The sequence below is a fragment of the Rhodococcus sp. H36-A4 genome (assembly GCF_027158005.1).
Taxonomy (GTDB): domain Bacteria; phylum Actinomycetota; class Actinomycetes; order Mycobacteriales; family Mycobacteriaceae; genus Rhodococcoides.
Genome location: NZ_JAPVLQ010000001.1, coordinates 598,253 through 615,297 on the forward strand (window position 1 = coordinate 598,253; position 17,045 = coordinate 615,297).

17 protein-coding genes are annotated in these 17,045 nt (G+C 62.8%); 10 read left to right on the top strand and 7 right to left on the bottom strand.

Going from position 1 to position 17,045, the window contains the following annotated elements:
• Positions 1 to 12 precede the first annotated feature (12 nt).
• Positions 13 to 612: a TetR/AcrR family transcriptional regulator gene (locus tag O1W68_RS02755; protein WP_269301347.1), complete on the top strand. Its 600-nt coding sequence runs from the start codon at positions 13 to 15 to the stop codon at positions 610 to 612.
• Between the two features lie 36 nt (positions 613 to 648).
• Here the strand turns inward: O1W68_RS02755 and O1W68_RS02760 are convergent, their stop codons facing one another.
• From O1W68_RS02760 to O1W68_RS02775, 4 genes are read right to left on the bottom strand one after another with little or no spacing between them, the layout of a single operon-like run.
• On the bottom strand, positions 649 to 1,104 hold the full coding sequence (locus O1W68_RS02760) for a MaoC family dehydratase (protein ID WP_269301348.1): 456 nt from the start codon (positions 1,102 to 1,104) through the stop codon (positions 649 to 651).
• Positions 1,104 to 1,931, bottom strand: a complete 828-nt coding sequence (locus O1W68_RS02765) for an SDR family NAD(P)-dependent oxidoreductase (protein ID WP_269301349.1) — start codon at positions 1,929 to 1,931, stop codon at positions 1,104 to 1,106. The genes O1W68_RS02760 and O1W68_RS02765 overlap by 1 nt, the downstream gene beginning before the upstream one ends.
• Positions 1,928 to 2,722 carry a crotonase/enoyl-CoA hydratase family protein gene (locus O1W68_RS02770; protein ID WP_269301350.1) on the bottom strand — a complete coding sequence of 265 codons (795 nt, stop codon included), beginning with the start codon at positions 2,720 to 2,722 and terminating at the stop codon, positions 1,928 to 1,930. The genes O1W68_RS02765 and O1W68_RS02770 overlap by 4 nt, the downstream gene beginning before the upstream one ends.
• 16 nt (positions 2,723 to 2,738) lie before the next feature.
• On the bottom strand, positions 2,739 to 3,896 hold the full coding sequence (locus tag O1W68_RS02775; RefSeq protein WP_269301351.1) for an acyl-CoA dehydrogenase family protein: 1,158 nt from the start codon (positions 3,894 to 3,896) through the stop codon (positions 2,739 to 2,741).
• Positions 3,897 to 3,986: 90 nt separating this feature from the next.
• Here O1W68_RS02775 and O1W68_RS02780 point away from each other — a divergent pair, with 90 nt between their 5' ends.
• The 5 genes from O1W68_RS02780 to O1W68_RS02800 all read left to right on the top strand — a co-directional run bounded on the left by O1W68_RS02780 (position 3,987) and on the right by O1W68_RS02800 (position 10,059).
• On the top strand, positions 3,987 to 4,730 hold the full coding sequence (locus O1W68_RS02780; protein ID WP_269301352.1) for a PaaX family transcriptional regulator C-terminal domain-containing protein: 744 nt from the start codon (positions 3,987 to 3,989) through the stop codon (positions 4,728 to 4,730).
• Between the two features lie 124 nt (positions 4,731 to 4,854).
• On the top strand, positions 4,855 to 5,742 hold the full coding sequence (locus tag O1W68_RS02785) for an AurF N-oxygenase family protein (protein ID WP_269301353.1): 888 nt from the start codon (positions 4,855 to 4,857) through the stop codon (positions 5,740 to 5,742).
• A gap of 7 nt (positions 5,743 to 5,749) precedes the next feature.
• A complete protein-coding gene (locus tag O1W68_RS02790) occupies positions 5,750 to 7,366 on the top strand; it encodes an FAD-dependent oxidoreductase (RefSeq protein ID WP_269301354.1) in 1,617 nt (538 codons plus the stop codon).
• Between the two features lie 24 nt (positions 7,367 to 7,390).
• Positions 7,391 to 9,043: an acyl-CoA dehydrogenase family protein gene (locus tag O1W68_RS02795; RefSeq protein ID WP_269301355.1), complete on the top strand. Its 1,653-nt coding sequence runs from the start codon at positions 7,391 to 7,393 to the stop codon at positions 9,041 to 9,043.
• On the top strand, positions 9,040 to 10,059 hold the full coding sequence (locus tag O1W68_RS02800; protein WP_269301356.1) for a crotonase/enoyl-CoA hydratase family protein: 1,020 nt from the start codon (positions 9,040 to 9,042) through the stop codon (positions 10,057 to 10,059). Before O1W68_RS02795 ends, O1W68_RS02800 begins: the two co-directional genes overlap by 4 nt.
• Before the next feature lie 160 nt (positions 10,060 to 10,219).
• On the opposite strand, the gene O1W68_RS02805 is transcribed toward O1W68_RS02800, so the two are convergent.
• Entirely contained in the window at positions 10,220 to 10,495 is a 276-nt protein-coding gene (locus O1W68_RS02805) for a hypothetical protein (RefSeq protein ID WP_269301357.1), read from the bottom strand.
• Between the two features lie 7 nt (positions 10,496 to 10,502).
• Here O1W68_RS02805 and O1W68_RS02810 point away from each other — a divergent pair, with 7 nt between their 5' ends.
• Together O1W68_RS02810 and O1W68_RS02815 are read left to right on the top strand one after the other, a co-directional pair.
• The gene (locus tag O1W68_RS02810; RefSeq protein WP_269301358.1) at positions 10,503 to 10,862 is read left to right on the top strand and encodes a hypothetical protein; all 360 of its coding nucleotides are present in this window, start codon (positions 10,503 to 10,505) and stop codon (positions 10,860 to 10,862) included.
• A 22-nt stretch (positions 10,863 to 10,884) separates the two neighbouring features.
• Complete coding sequence (locus O1W68_RS02815; protein WP_269301359.1) at positions 10,885 to 11,649, top strand: NAD(P)H-dependent oxidoreductase; 765 nt, start codon at positions 10,885 to 10,887, stop codon at positions 11,647 to 11,649.
• Between the two features lie 7 nt (positions 11,650 to 11,656).
• On the opposite strand, the gene O1W68_RS02820 is transcribed toward O1W68_RS02815, so the two are convergent.
• Positions 11,657 to 13,405 (bottom strand): ABC transporter ATP-binding protein, encoded by a 1,749-nt coding sequence (locus O1W68_RS02820; protein WP_269301360.1) that lies wholly within the window; start codon positions 13,403 to 13,405, stop codon positions 11,657 to 11,659.
• Positions 13,402 to 15,042 carry an ABC transporter transmembrane domain-containing protein gene (locus tag O1W68_RS02825; protein WP_269301361.1) on the bottom strand — a complete coding sequence of 547 codons (1,641 nt, stop codon included), beginning with the start codon at positions 15,040 to 15,042 and terminating at the stop codon, positions 13,402 to 13,404. Before O1W68_RS02825 ends, O1W68_RS02820 begins: the two co-directional genes overlap by 4 nt.
• A 279-nt stretch (positions 15,043 to 15,321) precedes the next feature.
• On the opposite strand from O1W68_RS02825, the gene O1W68_RS02830 reads away from it, so the two are divergent.
• Positions 15,322 to 15,495 (top strand): hypothetical protein, encoded by a 174-nt coding sequence (locus O1W68_RS02830; protein WP_269301362.1) that lies wholly within the window; start codon positions 15,322 to 15,324, stop codon positions 15,493 to 15,495.
• A 51-nt stretch (positions 15,496 to 15,546) separates the two neighbouring features.
• Positions 15,547 to 17,001, top strand: a complete 1,455-nt coding sequence (locus O1W68_RS02835) for an alpha,alpha-trehalose-phosphate synthase (UDP-forming) (protein WP_269301363.1) — start codon at positions 15,547 to 15,549, stop codon at positions 16,999 to 17,001.
• Positions 17,002 to 17,045: the final 44 nt, after the last annotated feature.

A 17,045-nucleotide genomic window follows, 5' to 3' on the forward strand; every position in this document is an offset into this window, starting at 1 on the left:
GGAGCTGTTGCGATGTCGACGCGGAAGATAGATCCGGAGGCGGTGCGTCGGCGGGTTGTCGAAGCTACTGTCGGGTGCTTGGTCGAGCACGGGTATGCGGGGACGACGACGCAGCGGGTGCAGGTTCAGGCCGGTGTGTCCCGTGGCGCACTGCTACACCATTTCCCGAGCAAGCCGGTGATGTTTCTGGCTGCGGTGCAGCACGTGGGGGAACAACAGGATGTAGCTATCCGAGCGGCGGCCGAACGTCGCGTCAGCGGATCCGACCGATTGGAGTTCGCATTCGATGTGTTGCACGATGCGATGTCGGGACCCTTGTATCTGGCCGGCTACGAATTGTGGATGGCGGCGCGCACGGACGACGATCTACGTTCGGTCCTCACTCCGTACGAGCGGAAGGTCGGTCAGAACCTGCGAGAGCTGGGCGTCTTGATTTTCGGGCCCGAATTCTCCACGCAGCCGGGGTTTCCGACTGCATTCGACGCGCTGGTTCAAGTCTTTCGCGGTCTGGCACTGACCGGAGTACTCCGCGAGAACCTTGATCGGGAGAACGAGTTGATGGCCGCATGGCGCTCGGTTTTCCCCGCAATGTGCAGCTTGACGCAGCCGTAGCCCGCTGGCCGTTGACGACGCGGTGTTCGACGCCCGTCATCGGTAGAGACGAATGACAGCCTCTGCCACGCACGCCGGCTTGATGGTGTCGGCAACCTCGATCGTCGCCGTCAGTGTCAGCTGCACGCAGTTGGTTGCCACTGGTTCCACGGCACTCACGACCGCACTCGCACGGATGCGCGCTCCGCTCGGGACCGGCGCGGGGAAGCGGACTTTGTTCGATCCGTAGTTCACCGCCATCGAAATTCCGCGGACTTCGAACAGTTCCGGTAGCAATCGAGCCAATATCGACACAGTGAGATATCCGTGTGCGACGGTGGTCCCGAACGGTCCGCTGCGCGCTCGTTCCGGGTCGGTGTGAATCCACTGATGATCACCGGTGGCGTCTGCGAACTGTTCGATCGTGTTTTGGTGCAACAGAATCCAGTCGGTCACACCCAGGCTCTGACCGACTGCGCCGCCGAGTGAATCGATCGAATCGAAGGTACGCATCAGCCGATCAGCCCACCACTACACGCGAGAACCTCACCGGTGATGTAGTCGGACTCGGGTAGGCACAACAGGTACACGGCACCTGCTGCTTCCTCCGGAGTGCCGAGACGACCCAGCGGTGCGATGTGTTGCGCTGCTTGCAGGATCATCGGATTGACTCCTACTTTGATCTCGCGCCCCTCGATCTCGACAGTGGCGTCACCGTCGGCGCTGGCTTCGGTGAGCCTGGTCTTGATCAAACCGAACGCCACTGCATTGACGGTGACCTGATAGCGGCCCCATTCCTTGGCCATGGCCTTGGTCATTCCAAGGATGCCTGCTTTGGCTGAGGAGTAGTTGATTTGGCCGGCATTTCCGTAGAGACCGGCGAGCGAGGAGATATTGACCACCTTGCGGGTACTACGTTGTCCTGTAGCTGCTTCACGCTTCGCGGCGGCGCTGATGACAGGTTGGGCTGCCCGCAGGATCCGATACGGCGCTGTGAGGTGGACGGCGATAATTGCGTCCCACTGTTCGTCGCTCGTCTTCTGTATGACGCCGTCCCAGGTGTATCCGGCGTTGTTGACGATGATGTCGAGTCCGCCGAACGAGCCCACCGCGGTCTCGACGAATCGTTCAGCGAATCCTTCTGTCGTCACGTTTCCTGAGCAGGCGACGGCGGTGCCGCCAGCGCTTTCGATGTCGGCAACCACAGCTGCTGCGGCGGTAGGGTCCAGATCGTTGACGACCACGTTGGCACCATGAGCAGCCAGTTTGTGTGCGATGGCAGCCCCGATGCCGCGCCCGCTACCACTGACCAGCGCGGTTTTGCCAGTGAGAGTGTTCATTGCCCAATAATCCCTTCTGGTGAATCGAACGATCCGTGACGTCCGGCACCGTCGGCGAAGCGGCCGGCACCTGCGATGGCATCGCTGCCGATCGAGACGAGCCCATGACGGTATTCGTTTGCAGCAGCGTCTGTTTCGGACAAGCCATGCTGTTCCAGCAAAGACATGCGGTCGCGGCGCATGCAGGTCTGCGGGAATGCACTGAGCTGGTGGGCCAGTTCGACAGCCGCACGAACCGCCTCACCAGCAGGCACCACTCGATGAACCAGACCGATCCGCAGTGCCTCGTCCGCATCGACCGGACGACCGGTGAGAATCAGATCCATTGCACGACTCGTACCGATCAACCGCGAAAGACGGTAGGTACCGCCGTCGATGAGGGGTACACCCCATCGGCGGCAGAAGACCCCGAAAATCGAGTCCTGTGCTGCAACACGTAGATCCGCCCAAGCCGCAACTTCGAGGCCACCGGCGACAGCGTGTCCTTCGATCGCCGCGATCACCGGTTTCGACAGACGCATGCGGGTCATACCCATCGGAGCGTCACCATCTGGCGCAAACCGATTCGCATCGCCTGCCGCCACTGCCTTCAGATCGGCTCCCGCGCAGAACGAGTCACCGCGACCGTGCAGTACGGCTACAGACGCAGCAGGATCAGCATCGAATGCGCGAAACGCATCCGCCAACGCTTCCGCCGTGACTCGGTCGACAGCATTGCGAACGTGTGTGCGGTTGATGGCAATGAGCGTGACGGGTCCGTCACGTTCGATGAGCACAGTGGCTTCGGTCATGTTTCACCTTTTCCGGTTACAACGAGCGAGCGATGAGTTCTTTCATAATTTCGTTCGCCCCTCCGTAGATACGTTGGGCGCGCGCGTTGGCGTACATCTCAGCGATGGGATACTCGCGCATGTAGCCGTTGCCGCCGAAGAGCTGCAGACAACGGTCGACGACCTGACACTGAACGTCGGTTGTCCAATACTTGGCCATCGACGCGGTCGCTGCGTCGAGGGTGCCGTCCAGGTGTTTGGTGACGCAATCGTCGACGAAGACTTTCGCCACGCGGGCGAGTGTTGCGCACTCCGCGAGCTCGAATTTCACGTGCTGCTTCGCGAACAGCGGCTTCCCGAAAGCGTGGCGATTCTTGGTGTAATCCACCGCGAGATCGACCGCACGCTGTGCGCTCACCGCTGCTGCGACCGCGAGGAGCAGACGCTCCTGCGGCAGCTGCGTCATCAGCTGAACGAATCCCTGGCCCTCGACTTCACCGAGAAGGCAATCAGCGGGCACCGAGGCCCCGTCGAAGAACAGTTCCGCGGTGTCTCCGCTGTGTTGGCCGAGCTTGTCCAGCACCCGGCCACGTTGAAATCCGGGACAGTCGTTCGCATCGACCAGGAACAGGGATATACCGTGCGCTCCACCAGCGGGGTCGGTCTTGGCGGCGAGCAGGATCAAGTCGGCGGAACCGCCGTTGGTGATGAACGTCTTCGCACCGTCGATCAGATACTCGTCGCCCCGTCGGAGTGCCCGAGTCGACATGCTCGCCAGGTCCGATCCCGCCCCCGGCTCGGTCATCGCGATCGCGGCCACGACCTCACCCAACGCCATGCCAGGAAGCCAGCGATGACGCTGCTCCTCGGTACCGTACGCAAGCAAATATGGTGCCACGATGCCGCTATGGACATGGTTGCCGAACCCTGGCTCTTCGATGCGACTTTGCTCCTCCAGTACCACCATGTCATGTGCGAAGGAGCCTCCACCACCGCCGTACTCCTCTGGTACCGCCAGACACAGAAGACCGAGCTTTCCCGCCTCGAGCCAGAAGTCCCGATCAATGCATCGTTGCTCGGCCCAGCGCTTTTGGTTAGGAACGGCGACGGTCTCGAAGAATTGCCGGGCGGTGGCCCGCAATGCCAATGCTTCGTCGTCCGATGCCCAAGAAGGCGCGGTAACTGCCATATTCATCGTCACACCGTAACAGTCCGTTTGGACGGACTGTTACGGCTTGCGGGGAGCGGTGGACCCTGACCCTCCGCCCGTCGCTATCATCTGCCGATGACCTCGGGCGGGACACGCGTGCGCAAGCTGACGGCGCGATCTGCAGTCCTCAGCGCGCTGCTGGGCGCACATCCAGCAGAAGCGTCGGCGGCCGGAATTCTGGCCATGGCGACCAAACTAGGTTTCCAGCATTCAGCGGTTCGAGTGGCGCTCACCCGATTGGTGGCCGCCGGCGACCTCGACCGAAGCGAAGGAATGTACAGGCTTTCGCCACGCCTGATCCGCCGACAACGCCGACAGGATTTTGCGTTGCAGCACGAAGCGAGCACTTGGGACGGCAGTTGGCGTCTTGCGATCGTTACCACCGGTGCAGAAGATTCCACGGACCGCGCTGCATTGCGAACAGCTTTGCGCGCAGCCAAATTCGGCGAGGTGCGCGAGGGCGTATGGGGGCGTCCGAACAACATTCCGACCACCGTGCGGGCCGACGCGAGCGAACGATTGAGTCTGTTCACTGCCGTTCCCGACGGCGACCCCGCCGAACTGGTGGAGCACGCGTTCGCACCGCAGGGTTGGGCCGCGGTCGCCGAGGAGTTGATCCGAATGCTGCGTGACGCGCCCGCCCTGGTCGAACGTTTCGAGATCGCGGCGGCCATCGTCCGGCACATCCTCGATGATCCACTCCTACCTGCCGAAGTCCTTCCGGCCGACTGGCCAGGGCATGACATCCGAGAGACCTACGAGGCGTTTCGGTCCGAGTTGACGGCACTGGCCGGAGGAATTCTGACAGCTACCAAGTAGTGGTCAGCGGTCGATTTTTCGACAACCATGCCCTTAAATTTACAAATCTCTAGCGCTTGTCGTCCAAGATGTAATACTGTTACCGCAAGTCACATCATCTTGGATCCAACGGCAGGAGCTTGGCATGGCGTTACACGCAGGCGACATGGAAGAGACCGCAGAACGGCTCGTACGTAGCGCAGGGTTGATGTCGTTCGACGTCGACAAAGATATCGACTGGTCCGCAGGGTTCGATCCGGACCTGGCTTACTTCTCGGAGCACCGCTGTTCTCTGTACGGAACACCGACGTGGGACGCCTGGTCGCGCGACCAGAGGGTCGAATTCACGAAACATCAGCTGGCCTCGATGCACGCGATCGAAGCGTGGGTCGAAACCCTGCTGATGCAGATGTTGATCCGTCAGGTGTACAGCGCGGACAGTGCAAGCGCCTATGCATGGCACTTGTACACCGAGATCGCCGACGAATGCCGACACTCGACGATGTTCGGCCGGATGGTGGCGGCCACCGAAGCACCCACCTATCGTGCGCCTTGGTGGGCCCGCCAGGGAGGGAAAGTCTTCGCTGCGACCGCTCCTCCAGCTGTCGCGATGGCGCTGGCGATGTTCTTCGAGGAATACGGAGACGCACTGCAGCGTGAGTCCGCCGGAGACGAAGCCCTACAGCCGCTGGTTCGACGGATCAGCCACATCCATGTGATCGAAGAATCACGTCACCTCAAGTTCGCGCGCGCAGAACTGATCGAGCGACTGCCGAACTCGCCCGTGCAGAAGGCGTTGGTGTCGGCCTTGTACGGGCCCATCGCACTATTGGTGACGCGCTTCATGGTCTCGCCGCAGGTGTACGAGAACTGCGGTTTGGACAAGCGTGCAGCCACACGTGCAGCGCGGAAGAACAAGCATTGGCGGCAGACGCAGAAGTGGGCCTCCGAGCACGCGATGCGCACTTTCGCCGAACTCGGCATTCGAAACCGTTTCGGCGACGCGCTGTGCCGCGTCGGCGGCGTCCTCTGAGCCCGCGGTGGTCCACGTCATCACGGGTGCCTGTTGCAGCGACGCGCGATGCGTCACTGCTTGCCCTCTCGATGTCATCCATCCCCGCCCCGACGAACCCGAGTTCGCGACCGCGGAAATGCTGCACATCGATCCGAAGACCTGTATAGATTGCGGCGCGTGCGCCGATGCGTGTCCCGTCGATGCGATCGTTCCGATCGACAAGCTTCTCCCGTCACAGCAGCACTTCGTGGAGGTGAACGCCGACTACTTCGTCGACCGCCCTGTCGCACCGTTCTCGATCGGGCCTACTCGCGCCATCCCCGTGCTACCACCCGAACTCGGAGGTGTGCGGGTAGCAATCGTCGGATCCGGCCCAGCAGGGATGTATGCGGCCGAAGAACTGTTGCGGCACAACGACATCGACGTCGATGTGTTCGAGCGACTCCTCACCCCGTGGGGGCTCGTACGCTCCGGCGTGGCACCGGATCATCCTGAGACGAAAGCAGTTGCGGCCACGTTCGAAACGATTGCGCGCGAGAAAAATCTGCGCCTACGACTCGGTGTCGAGATCGGTACCGACGTCTCGATCGACAACCTACGCAAGCACTACCACGCCGTCATCGTCGCCACTGGCGCACCGATCGGCCGCGCACTGGACATCCCGGGAACGACCCTTCCGGGGAGCCTGTCCGCGCACGAGTTCGCCGGGTGGTACAACGGCCATCCCGATGCAGCGGACAAGCAATTCGATCTCTCGAGCGCTCGAGCGATCGTAGTCGGGAACGGCAACGTCGCCCTCGATATCGTACGCATCCTGCTCGCCGATCCGGCCGATCTCGCTGACACAGACATCGCTCCGCACGCGCTGGAAGCACTGCGACGAAGCCGCGTCGAGGAAGTCCAGATCCTCGGGCGTCGGGGGCCCCGAGACGCGGCATTCAGTGAGTCGGAACTGACCGCGCTCGCAACGATTCCCGGCCTCGGCATCGACGTTGAACCACACCCCGAACTGGAGGACATGCGCGAGCTCCATCCCAGCGAAGGTGCGCTGCGTCGCAAACTGCGCTTCCTGCGGACACGCTCAGTTGATGGAAGTCGGGGCGACAAGCGAATCGTATTTCGGTTCGACACCCGCGTGACGGCAATCCACGACGCGGCTCCTGCGCTGTCGGTACAGATATCCACGGGCACCACCACCGAGATGGTCCCTGCCGCACTGGTGATCCATGCGATCGGACACGATTCTCAGCCGATACCAGGAATCCCCACACACCCTTCGATCGCGAGGACACCGAACGCGAAGGGACGCATCACCGACGATGTCGACGGCACCCCGATCACCGGCCTCTACACCGTCGGCTGGCACAAACGCGGCGCAACCGGCGTGATCGGAACCAATCGCAATTGTTCCCAGGAAACCGTCGGAGCTCTCCTTGCAGACCTGGCCGACGGTCGGCTCACACAGCCGACCTCCGCAGTCGCCACGCTGGACTCGATGCTCGCCGCACGGGGGATTGAGACCACAGACCTTCGAGGGTGGCACCGGATCGATACCGAAGAACGACGTAGAGGCCAGGCGGCATCGCGTCCACGCAGCAAGATCGTGCGCTACAGCGAACTGAGCAATACCGCACATCCCTGACCGAAAACCGAAGGAATCGAACACATGGCACGCCACGAAGTCACCAACCAGGTCCCCGAGCTCGTCGACTACGACGCATCAGATCAACCCTCGGTTCTCGAAGCGATGCATCGTGCCGGTGCCGATCACGCACTCGACGAGCTGCACCGCGTCGGACGCCTGGCCGGCAGCGCCGAGGCGATCGGATGGGGTGACGCGGCCGAGGCCAACCGACCGGTGTTGAGGACCCACGATCGCTACGGCAACCGCGTCGACGAGGTTGTCTACGACCCGAGTTATCACCGACTGATGGGTCGGTCAGTCGAACTCGGGCTGGCCGGAACTGCCTGGACGAACCCCACCCCGAACCCACATCTGGTGCGCGCCGCGAAGTTCAGTGTGTGGGGGCAGGTCGACGCCGGTCACGGTTGCCCGATCTCGATGACCTACGGCGTCGTCCCGGCGTTGCGCGCCAACGCCGAGCTCTCTGCGCAGTACGAGCCACTACTGACCTCCACCGAATACGACCCCGGCCTACGAGACCCGTTGTCGAAGAACGGACTCATTGCAGGAATGTCCATGACGGAGAAGCAAGGTGGATCGGATGTTCGCGCGAACACCTCTGCGGCGAAACCGATGTCCGACGGCACGTACCGCATCACCGGGCACAAGTGGTTCACCTCCGCGCCCATGTCCGACGTATTCCTGGTACTCGCTCAAGCGCCGGGCGGCCTCTCGTGCTTCTTCGTTCCACGGGTGTTGCCGGACGGCACCCGAAACACGTTTGCGCTACAGCGATTAAAGGACAAGCTGGGCAATCACTCGAACGCCAGTAGTGAAGTCGAGTATGACAACACCGTCGGCTGGCTGGTCGGCGAGGAGGGCCGTGGTGTTCCGACCATCGTCGAGATGGTCAACATGACTCGTCTGGATTGCACGATCGGTTCGGCGACGGGCATGCGCGTCGGCGTGACTCAGGCGGCGCATCACGCCGCACACCGCCGCGCTTTCGGTGCCACGCTGGCCGACCAACCGCTGATGCGCAATGTTCTCGCCGACCTCGCGGTCGAAGCCGAGGCTGCGACGACGGTTGCACTGTGGCTGGCCGACATCACCGACAAAGCAGTATCAGGAGACACGCAGGCCGATGCTCTGCGCCGAATCTCGTTGGCTGTGAGCAAATACTATGTGTGCAAACGGGCACCGATGCATGCCGCCGAAGCACTGGAGTGCCTGGGCGGAAACGGTTACGTCGAAGAGTCCCGGATGCCGCGGCTCTACCGCGAGGCACCGCTGATGTCGATCTGGGAAGGATCGGGCAACGTCGCCGCACTCGACGCGCTCCGCGCGATGGCCAAACAACCGCACACCCTCACCGCCTTCTTCGACGAGGTGAAGCTGGCCAAAGGCGCTGATTCACATCTGGATTCGGCAATCTCAGAGCTCGAAACGCAATTCGCCGACTTCGCCACGATTCAGTATCGCGCACGACGCGTCGTGGGAAAGATGGCGCAGGTTCTGCAGGGTTCGCTGCTGGTTCGGCACGGGCACCCCGCCGTCGCCGATGCGTTTACGGTGAGCAGGCTCGGCAACGATCACGGTGATGTGTTCGGCACACTCCCCCACGGCACGGACACCGCAGCCATCATCGAACGTGCGACACCGAAACTCGGTATGGCAGAGACGGCCGCGAGATGACCGACGATGCGAACCATTCCGGTAGCCACACCGCAAGGTGGTACGAGAACTGGACCGAAGCTCCGGACTCACCCTGGCAGAACCGTCCCGAACCCGACTACGACTATCACTACCCGACCCTGACCTACGAGCGAGACGGACGGATCGCCCGAATCACGTTCAACCGTCCGGAGAATGGCAACTCCATCACTCCCGATACCCCGCGTGACCTCACGCACGCGGTCGAGCGAGCCGATCTGGACCCGCGTGTACACGTGATTCTGGTCTCGGGCCGCGGCAAAGGTTTTTGCGGCGGCTATGACTTGGACATGTTCGCGGAGAAGCGCTTCGAGACCGGGGACAGTGTCGATAAGGTGACCGGAACCGTGTTGGATCCTGTGGTGAACGCGGTCAATCACGATCCGTCGGGTACGTGGGACCCGATGATCGACTACGCGATGATGAGCCGATGCAACAAGGGCTTTTCCAGTCTGTTGCATGCAAACAAGCCGACCGTGGCGAAACTGCACGGTTTCGCCATTGCTGGCGGCACCGACATCGCGTTGTTCAGCGACCAGATCATCTGCGCCGATGACACCAAGATCGGCTACCCTCCCACCCGCACCTGGGGTATCCCCGCGGCCGGGATGTGGGCGCACCGCCTCGGCGACGCACGCGCCAAACGTCTCCTGTTCACCGGCGACAGCATCAGCGGCAAGCAGGCAGCCGAGTGGGGACTGGCGGTAGAGTCGTGCCCAGCCACCGAACTCGACGATCGCACCGAGGCACTGGTCGAGCGGATCGCCCGGATGCCGGTCAATCAGTTGATGATGGCCAAATTGGCGCTGAACTCAGCGCTGCTGTCCCAGGGTGTGGCCAACTCCGGCATGATCAGCACCGTTTTCGACGGCATATCACGTCACACCAGGGAGGGCTACGCCTTTCAGCTACGCGCCGCCACAGTCGGTTTCCGGGAGGCAGTCCGTGAGCGCGACGAGCCATACGGCGACCACAAGCGCGCCCAGTTCGAGCGCTGACTTCAATCCTGGAGTCCGGACGAATCCGCAGCACACCATAGTCTTTGTGAGGAAGAGAAGTGCTGCACCGTCGCGTGAGGATGAATCAACGCCGGTCACTATCGGGAGCGGTGACCGGCCCCCTGATGCTGAGATGTAGGTCCGGCACGTGGGCTGCATGTCACTCGACTCCGTCGATTGATCCTTCGTCCGTTTCTGATTCGAGGACCTCGAAAAGGTCCTGCAGCAATTTGTCTGCACGGGCTTCGACGTCAGCGAGAGCGGAATCGACGCCACCGAGAAGGTCGTGGGCGTCTCTGCGTGCTCGTGTTCCGTGTTCGTAGTAACCGGAGTCGAGTTCCACCGTAGACACGGGCTCGCGTGCGAGTTCGCGTTCTGGGAGTTCTTCCCGAACACGCACCAGCAGGTGGACGGGCGCTTGCCCGTTCAGGTGCATTCGAGCGATGTCGGCTACTGCCCGCGAGGTGAGAGGGGGTCAGATACGGGCGACCGATCGGTTGACGCTCGTTCTCGTCGACGATCATCACGTCGACAACGGTGTGATCGATCTGAACCTGATCGAGAATCCCCGACACCAGAGGTGGAATATCGCCGGCGGACTGACGTGGGCGAGCGGGATCCGGTCCACCACGAGATCGAGCCACCGCCCACCGCTCCCCCGACGCCGTCAGCACACCGGCCTCCACGACGTGGAGCTTGTCTGGGTCCATCGCAAGCAGTCCGTCGCGGACAAAAACGACGACACTGTGAGTCATGGCCTGATTCTTTCACATGTTGTCTTCTCAGCCAGTGTCCGAATCTGAGCATGAGCGAAAGACTCAGCGCATGAACATTTTGTGGGTCTTCGCTCATCCCGACACTCGATCGCTCAACGGGGCGCTCCGAGATGCGGCGCTTGCCGAACTAGGGAAGGCAGGCCACCGCGTCGAGCAGTCCGATCTGTATCGAATGAACTGGAATCCTGTGGTCAGGGCGGACGACTACGGCCACGATCCAACTGGCCGCCTGCATGTCGCGACGGCGTCGAGCACTGCCCTTCGACGCGGATCTCTGGCGGAGGACATCGTCACCGAGCAAGCGAAACTGCGCCGGGCGGACGCCGTCGTATTGCAGTTTCCGTTGTGGTGGTTCTCGATGCCTGCGATTCTGAAAGGCTGGGTGGACCGCGTTTTCGTCGAAGGGTTCGGGTATGGAATCAGATCCGAAGGTGGTTCGACTCGGCGCTACGGCGACGGCCTGATGTCCGGCAAGCGTGCACTCGTCGTGACGAGCATGGGCGGCAGCGAATATACGGTGTCCACGCGCGGAATCAACGGGTCTCTGGAGGAACTATTGTTCCCCATTCATCATGGAATCTTTTGGTATACAGGCATGTCCGTACTGCCGCCCGTCCTCGTCGCCAGTGCGGATCGGATGACGCCGAAGGATTACCGAGCGGCAGTGGACGGGCTCGCGGATCGCTTGTCGACCCTGTTCACCGATTCGCCCATTGCTTACCGCAGCCAGAGCGGCGGCAACTACGACGAAAACTTCGTGCTGCGTTCCGATCTGGCGCCGGACGAGTTCGGTGTCCGGGTCCACGTGGGCTGACCCACAACTATCGCCCCTGCCAGGCCGACCACAGTTCCGCGTAACGCCCACCCTCCGCGACGAGTTCGACGTGTGGCCCTTGTTCGAGGATTTTGCCGTGTTCGAGGACGACGACGCGGTCGGCGGCGGCGGCTTGGGTAAGCCGGTGTGCCACAACGAGTGTGCTGCGTCCGCGGGTTGCCGCTGCCGCTGCCGCCTCCAGGTCTCGGGCGCCGGCGCTCCCGGCTTCGGCGGTCGCTTCGTCGAGTACGGCGACGGCGGGGTCGGCGAGGACGAGTCGCGCAAGTGCCAGCTGTTGTGATTGGGCGGAGGTCAACTCGTGTCCGCCTTCTCCGACAACGGTATCCACGCCGCTGCCCAGGGTGTCGACCCACCGGCCGGCGCCGACGGTGTCGAGTGCTGCGCGGACGTCCGCTCGGCTCGCATCCGGTGCCGCAAGTAGTAGATCCTCGATCAGCGGGCCCGCGAAGACGTGTACTTCCTGGCTGACGATCGCGATATGTCTGCGCAGCCCTTTCTCGCCCAGTTCGGCGAGCGTCGCACCGCCGATCCGTACGGTGCCGGAGGTCGAATCGATGGAGCCCGCTGCGATTGCTGCGATTGTCGACTTGCCCGCACCGGTGGATCCGACGAGTGCGACGGTCTCCCCCGCACCGACGGTCAGGTCGATTCCGTGCAGAACTTCGTGGCCGGTGTCGTACGAGTGTCGGAGATCGGTGATCTGCAGCGTTCCGTCGACCGGGACCGCACCTGTCCCAGGGGATCGCTCATCGGGTACGTCGATGACGCCGACCAGTCGCGCGAGGCTGGCGCCCGCCGATTGCACGTCGTCGAAGGAGAACATGAGCATGCCGATCGGGTTGAACAGCCGGTGAAACAGCAGCGCAGCTGCGGTTACCTGGCCGACGGTCACGTGATCATCCTGAACCAGCAGGAATCCGGCGGCCAGAATTACTGACAGTCCGACGCATTCGGCACGGTTGCTGCGCGCACCGAAGCGTGTGAAGAGTCGGAACACGTCGATGCCGATGTCTCGAGCCTTGCCCGACGCCTTGTCGATTTCGGCCAGGTGTGTGTCTTCGAGTCCGTAGGCGCGAACGGTGCGTGCGCCCTGCATGCTGCTGATGAGTGCCTGGGATCGCTCGCCCATGGCGACGCGCTCGGCGGCGTAGAGAGGTGCCGATTTCGGTAGGTACCAGCGCAGGGCCAGCACGTACATCGGGATGGCGACCATGCCTGCGAGCCCGAGACGCCAGTCCAGGCTCAGCATCGCGACCACGCTCAACGATACGAGGAGAATCGCGGAGACGATGTTGGGGATGACCTCACCGATCGACTTCGCCATGACTGCGACGTCGTCGCCGACGCGGGAAAGTAAGTCTCCCTTGCCGACTCGTTCGAGTGTGCCGATCGGCAGATGCAGTGCGCGCCGAAGTACCCGTTCGCGCAGCGTCGCGAGAGTCCGCTCGCCGAGCGTGCTGATCATGTAGGTGCTCAGCGCCGTGAAGATGCCTCCGATGACGGCGGCGGTGGTGATGACGACCACCACGCTCACGATCGTCGACGTCGGGGCACCTTCGGTGACGCGGTCGACGAGGACGCCGAAGACGTAGACGGGGATGAGTGACATGGCCGCCGAGACGGCACTGATCGCGAGGGTGAGGAGAGCAAGTCCCCGTTGGGCGCGTATTTCGCCCGACAGGTAGGCCCACGACCGCTTACCCGTCGCGATGGGGAGAAGTTCCGGTGTGGTCATCGCAGGACCGCCCCCTTGTAGCGTTCATCGGTGACTGCGAGGTGGTGATGCGTTCCCTCGGCGACGACACGTCCGTCGTCGACGAGTACGACTCGATCGGTCACTGCGAGGAGGGCGGGACTGGTGGTGATGAGGATGGTGGTCTGGGCACGATCGCCGCTATGGCGCAGTTCCTTGATCCCGGCGGCAATGGAGTGTTCGGTGACAGCGTCCACCGCCGTTGTCGGGTCGTGCAGGACGAGCACCGGAGCCGACACCGACAATGCCCGGGCCAAGGCGACACGTTGACGCTGACCACCCGACAGGCTGGCCCCGCGGTCGGTGACTGCGTGGTCGAGGCCACGCTCGTGCATTGCGACGACGTCGGTAGCGGCGGACGCGGCGAGTATTCGGTCGAGTTCGTGATCCTCGCGGGCGCGCCCGGCGGAGACGTTCGTTCGCACAGTGCCCGCGAACAGGTCGGTGTTGTGCGGTTCCACCAGAACTGTTCGACGCGCGTCGGCCAGCCCGAGTTCACCGAATCCGAGGCCACCGATGGTCACTGTGCCGAGATAGTCGTCCTCGCAGATCTGCCCGGACATCACCGCGGCCAATGCCTCGCCGTCCTGAGGCCGCAATGCCACCACACCGAGGAGTTCCCCAGGAGCGGCCGTAAGGTCGAAGCCGTCGAGAGACCGGTATGCGATGCCCGTGGCGGCGATATCAGTAGCCGGCGGTGCCACCGAACCACCTTCTGCCAGAACGTGATCCGCGCCGAGCACCAAGGCCAGGCGATCGGCCGAACCTCGCACGACTGCAGCGACACCCGGTAGGCGCGACATCGTGGTCAGCGGTTCGATGATGAACTGCGACAGTCCGACCACCGTAATGAGCTCACCTACCGAGATTCGCCCCTGTAGGGCGAACAGTCCTGCTGCACCGGCAATTCCGACCGACAGCAGCGCACTGACCGTCGTCGAGAATCCGAGGTAGATACTGTTGGCTTTGGCCATCTTCATCGTCGCGCTCAATGCGGTGCGGCTCGAGGCGAAGAATCGGGCCGACGCTGCGTCCTCGGCACCGATACCGCGTAGTGGACGCACCCCGCCGACCAGGTCGGTCGCCATGCCGGACACTCGCGCAATCTCTGCTTGTTGCGCCGTCGCGGCCTTGGTCAGCAACGGAGCCGCACGCTGCAGCCCGAACATGATGACCGGGGTGGCGATGACGACCGCCAACCCCAACGGAATGTCGATGATCAGCAACGCAACTGCGCTGACGAGGGTGGCTGTGATCGCCGCGGCCGTACGCGCGATGACATCGAGAATCCACGAGGTCTTCTCGGCGTCGGAGGTGGAAACGGACAGCAGTTCGCCAGACACGAGGTCGGTGCGCACGCCTCGGGGATGGAGCACCCGGCCTGCGATCTCGACGCGCATCATGTGCGCCTCACGTTCGATCGCCACCACGATGATGCGCGCGCCGAAACGAAACGCATACGACAGAACCACGAACAGCCCAGCGAGAGCCAGCAGCGAGATGACCATCGCGGTTCCGTCACCGGTGTCGATGGCTCGGCCGACGATCAGACCGATCGCGACCGGAACCATCGTCTCGCAAAACTGATGCAAGCAGAGGAACACGGTGGAGATGATCATCCGGGTGCGCTGGCGTCGCACACTCCGGCGAAGAATCGCTGTACCGGTCAAAGGGGGGGTCGTGGTCGTCGACGCAGCCATCACGTCACCGAGAAACAAAAGTGCATTGATCGACCCTAATCCATGCCCCGATAGGGCCCAGGTCACTTCGGCGAGCATTGCGCTCGTTCAGGGGAAGTGGCGAGAGGGCGACCAGTTCTCATAGAGTTGGTGCCGACGCGAAAGAAACTCTCGCGAGCACCACCTATCGAGTACGCCAGCAACCAAACGGAGACGATCATGGCCGCCAATACGACCACGGACAAAGACATCGCCGACGACGAGATCGTCGCATTGGCCGACGAGACCGCCAGCCAGGCGCAGCGCGTCGTCGCTGCATACGCGATCGACGCAGAAGAGTGCCGCATGCTGTTTGCGATGCTGGGCATCGAACCGGCGGCACGACCAGAGTGACCCCACGCACCAGCAATTGCACTTTCTGAACGATGAGCCGATAGGACAGTAGTGGCTGACGCCTCGCAGGGTTCCAATTTCGTCGTCGTGGCCAACAGGTTGCCCGTGGACTTGGAGACGCTTCCCGACGGGAGTACGCGATGGAAGCGAAGCCCCGGCGGGCTGGTGACGGCACTCGAGCCGATCCTTCGAGCCAACAACGGCGCCTGGGTGGGCTGGCCAGGGGTCCCCGATGTAGAGGTCGAGCCGTTCGTCGAGGACGAGCTCGAACTGTGTCCCGTCACGTTGAGCGAGCGTGAGGTAGCGGACTACTACGAGGGCTTCTCCAACGGCACCCTGTGGCCGCTCTATCACGACGTCATCGTCAAACCGATCTACGACCGTTCCTGGTGGAATGCCTACGTAGAGGTCAACCGTCGGTTCGCCGAGACGACCTCTGCTGCGGCAGCCCAGGGCGCGACGGTGTGGATTCAGGACTACCAGCTCCAGCTGGTCCCGAAGATGCTGCGGATGCTGCGCCCGGATCTGACAATCGGGTTCTTTCTGCACATACCTTTCCCGCCGGTCGAGTTGTTCATGCAGATGCCGTGGCGGACCGAAATCGTCGAAGGCCTACTCGGCGCCGACCTCATCGGATTCCATCTCGCGGGCGGCGCCCAGAACTTCCTGTACCTCGCCCGCAGACTCGCCGGTCAGGTCACCTCCCGCGGATCCGTCGGGGTGCGGTCCAAGCTCGGATCCGTCCAGGTCGGCTTCCGGACGGTACGCGTCGGCGCGTTCCCGATCTCCATCGATTCGGGGGATCTCGACGAGAAGTCACGCCGCAAGGCGGTCCGCGATCGCGCCAAGCAGATCCGTAAGGATTTGGGTAACCCGAAGCGCATCATGCTCGGGGTCGACCGTCTGGACTACACCAAAGGAATAGACGTCCGGCTCAACGCATTCCGCGAGCTTCTCGAGGAGGACCGGGTCGATCCGGCCGAGAACATCATCGTCCAGCTTGCAACACCGAGCCGCGAACGCGTCGAAAGTTACAAGGCGATGCGCGGTGAGATCGAACAGCAGGTCGGCCGCATCAACGGCGAGTACGGCCAGGTCGGCCACCCCGTCGTGCACTATCTGCATCGGCCGATCCCGCGCGACGATCTCATCGCTTACTTCGTCGCAGCAGACGTCATGCTGGTCACTCCCCTGCGCGACGGGATGAATCTCGTCGCCAAGGAGTACGTCGCGTGCCGCAGCGATCTCGGTGGTTCGCTCGTGTTGAGCGAGTTCACCGGTGCCGCTGCCGAACTCCGTCAGGCATACCTGTGCAACCCGCACGATCTCGACAGCGTCAAGGACGCCATCATCCATGCGCTCGAGCAGTCGCCCGAGGACGGCCGACGGCATATGCGCGCCATGCGTAGGCAGGTGCTCGCACACGACGTCGACCGATGGGCAAGGTCATTCCTCGACGCGCTGTCGAATCCGCCGCAGGACGGCCCAGCGATAACTCAGCGCTGATTCGAATCCGATGGCCCACTGGAGGCACCTGGCCTCCAGTGGAC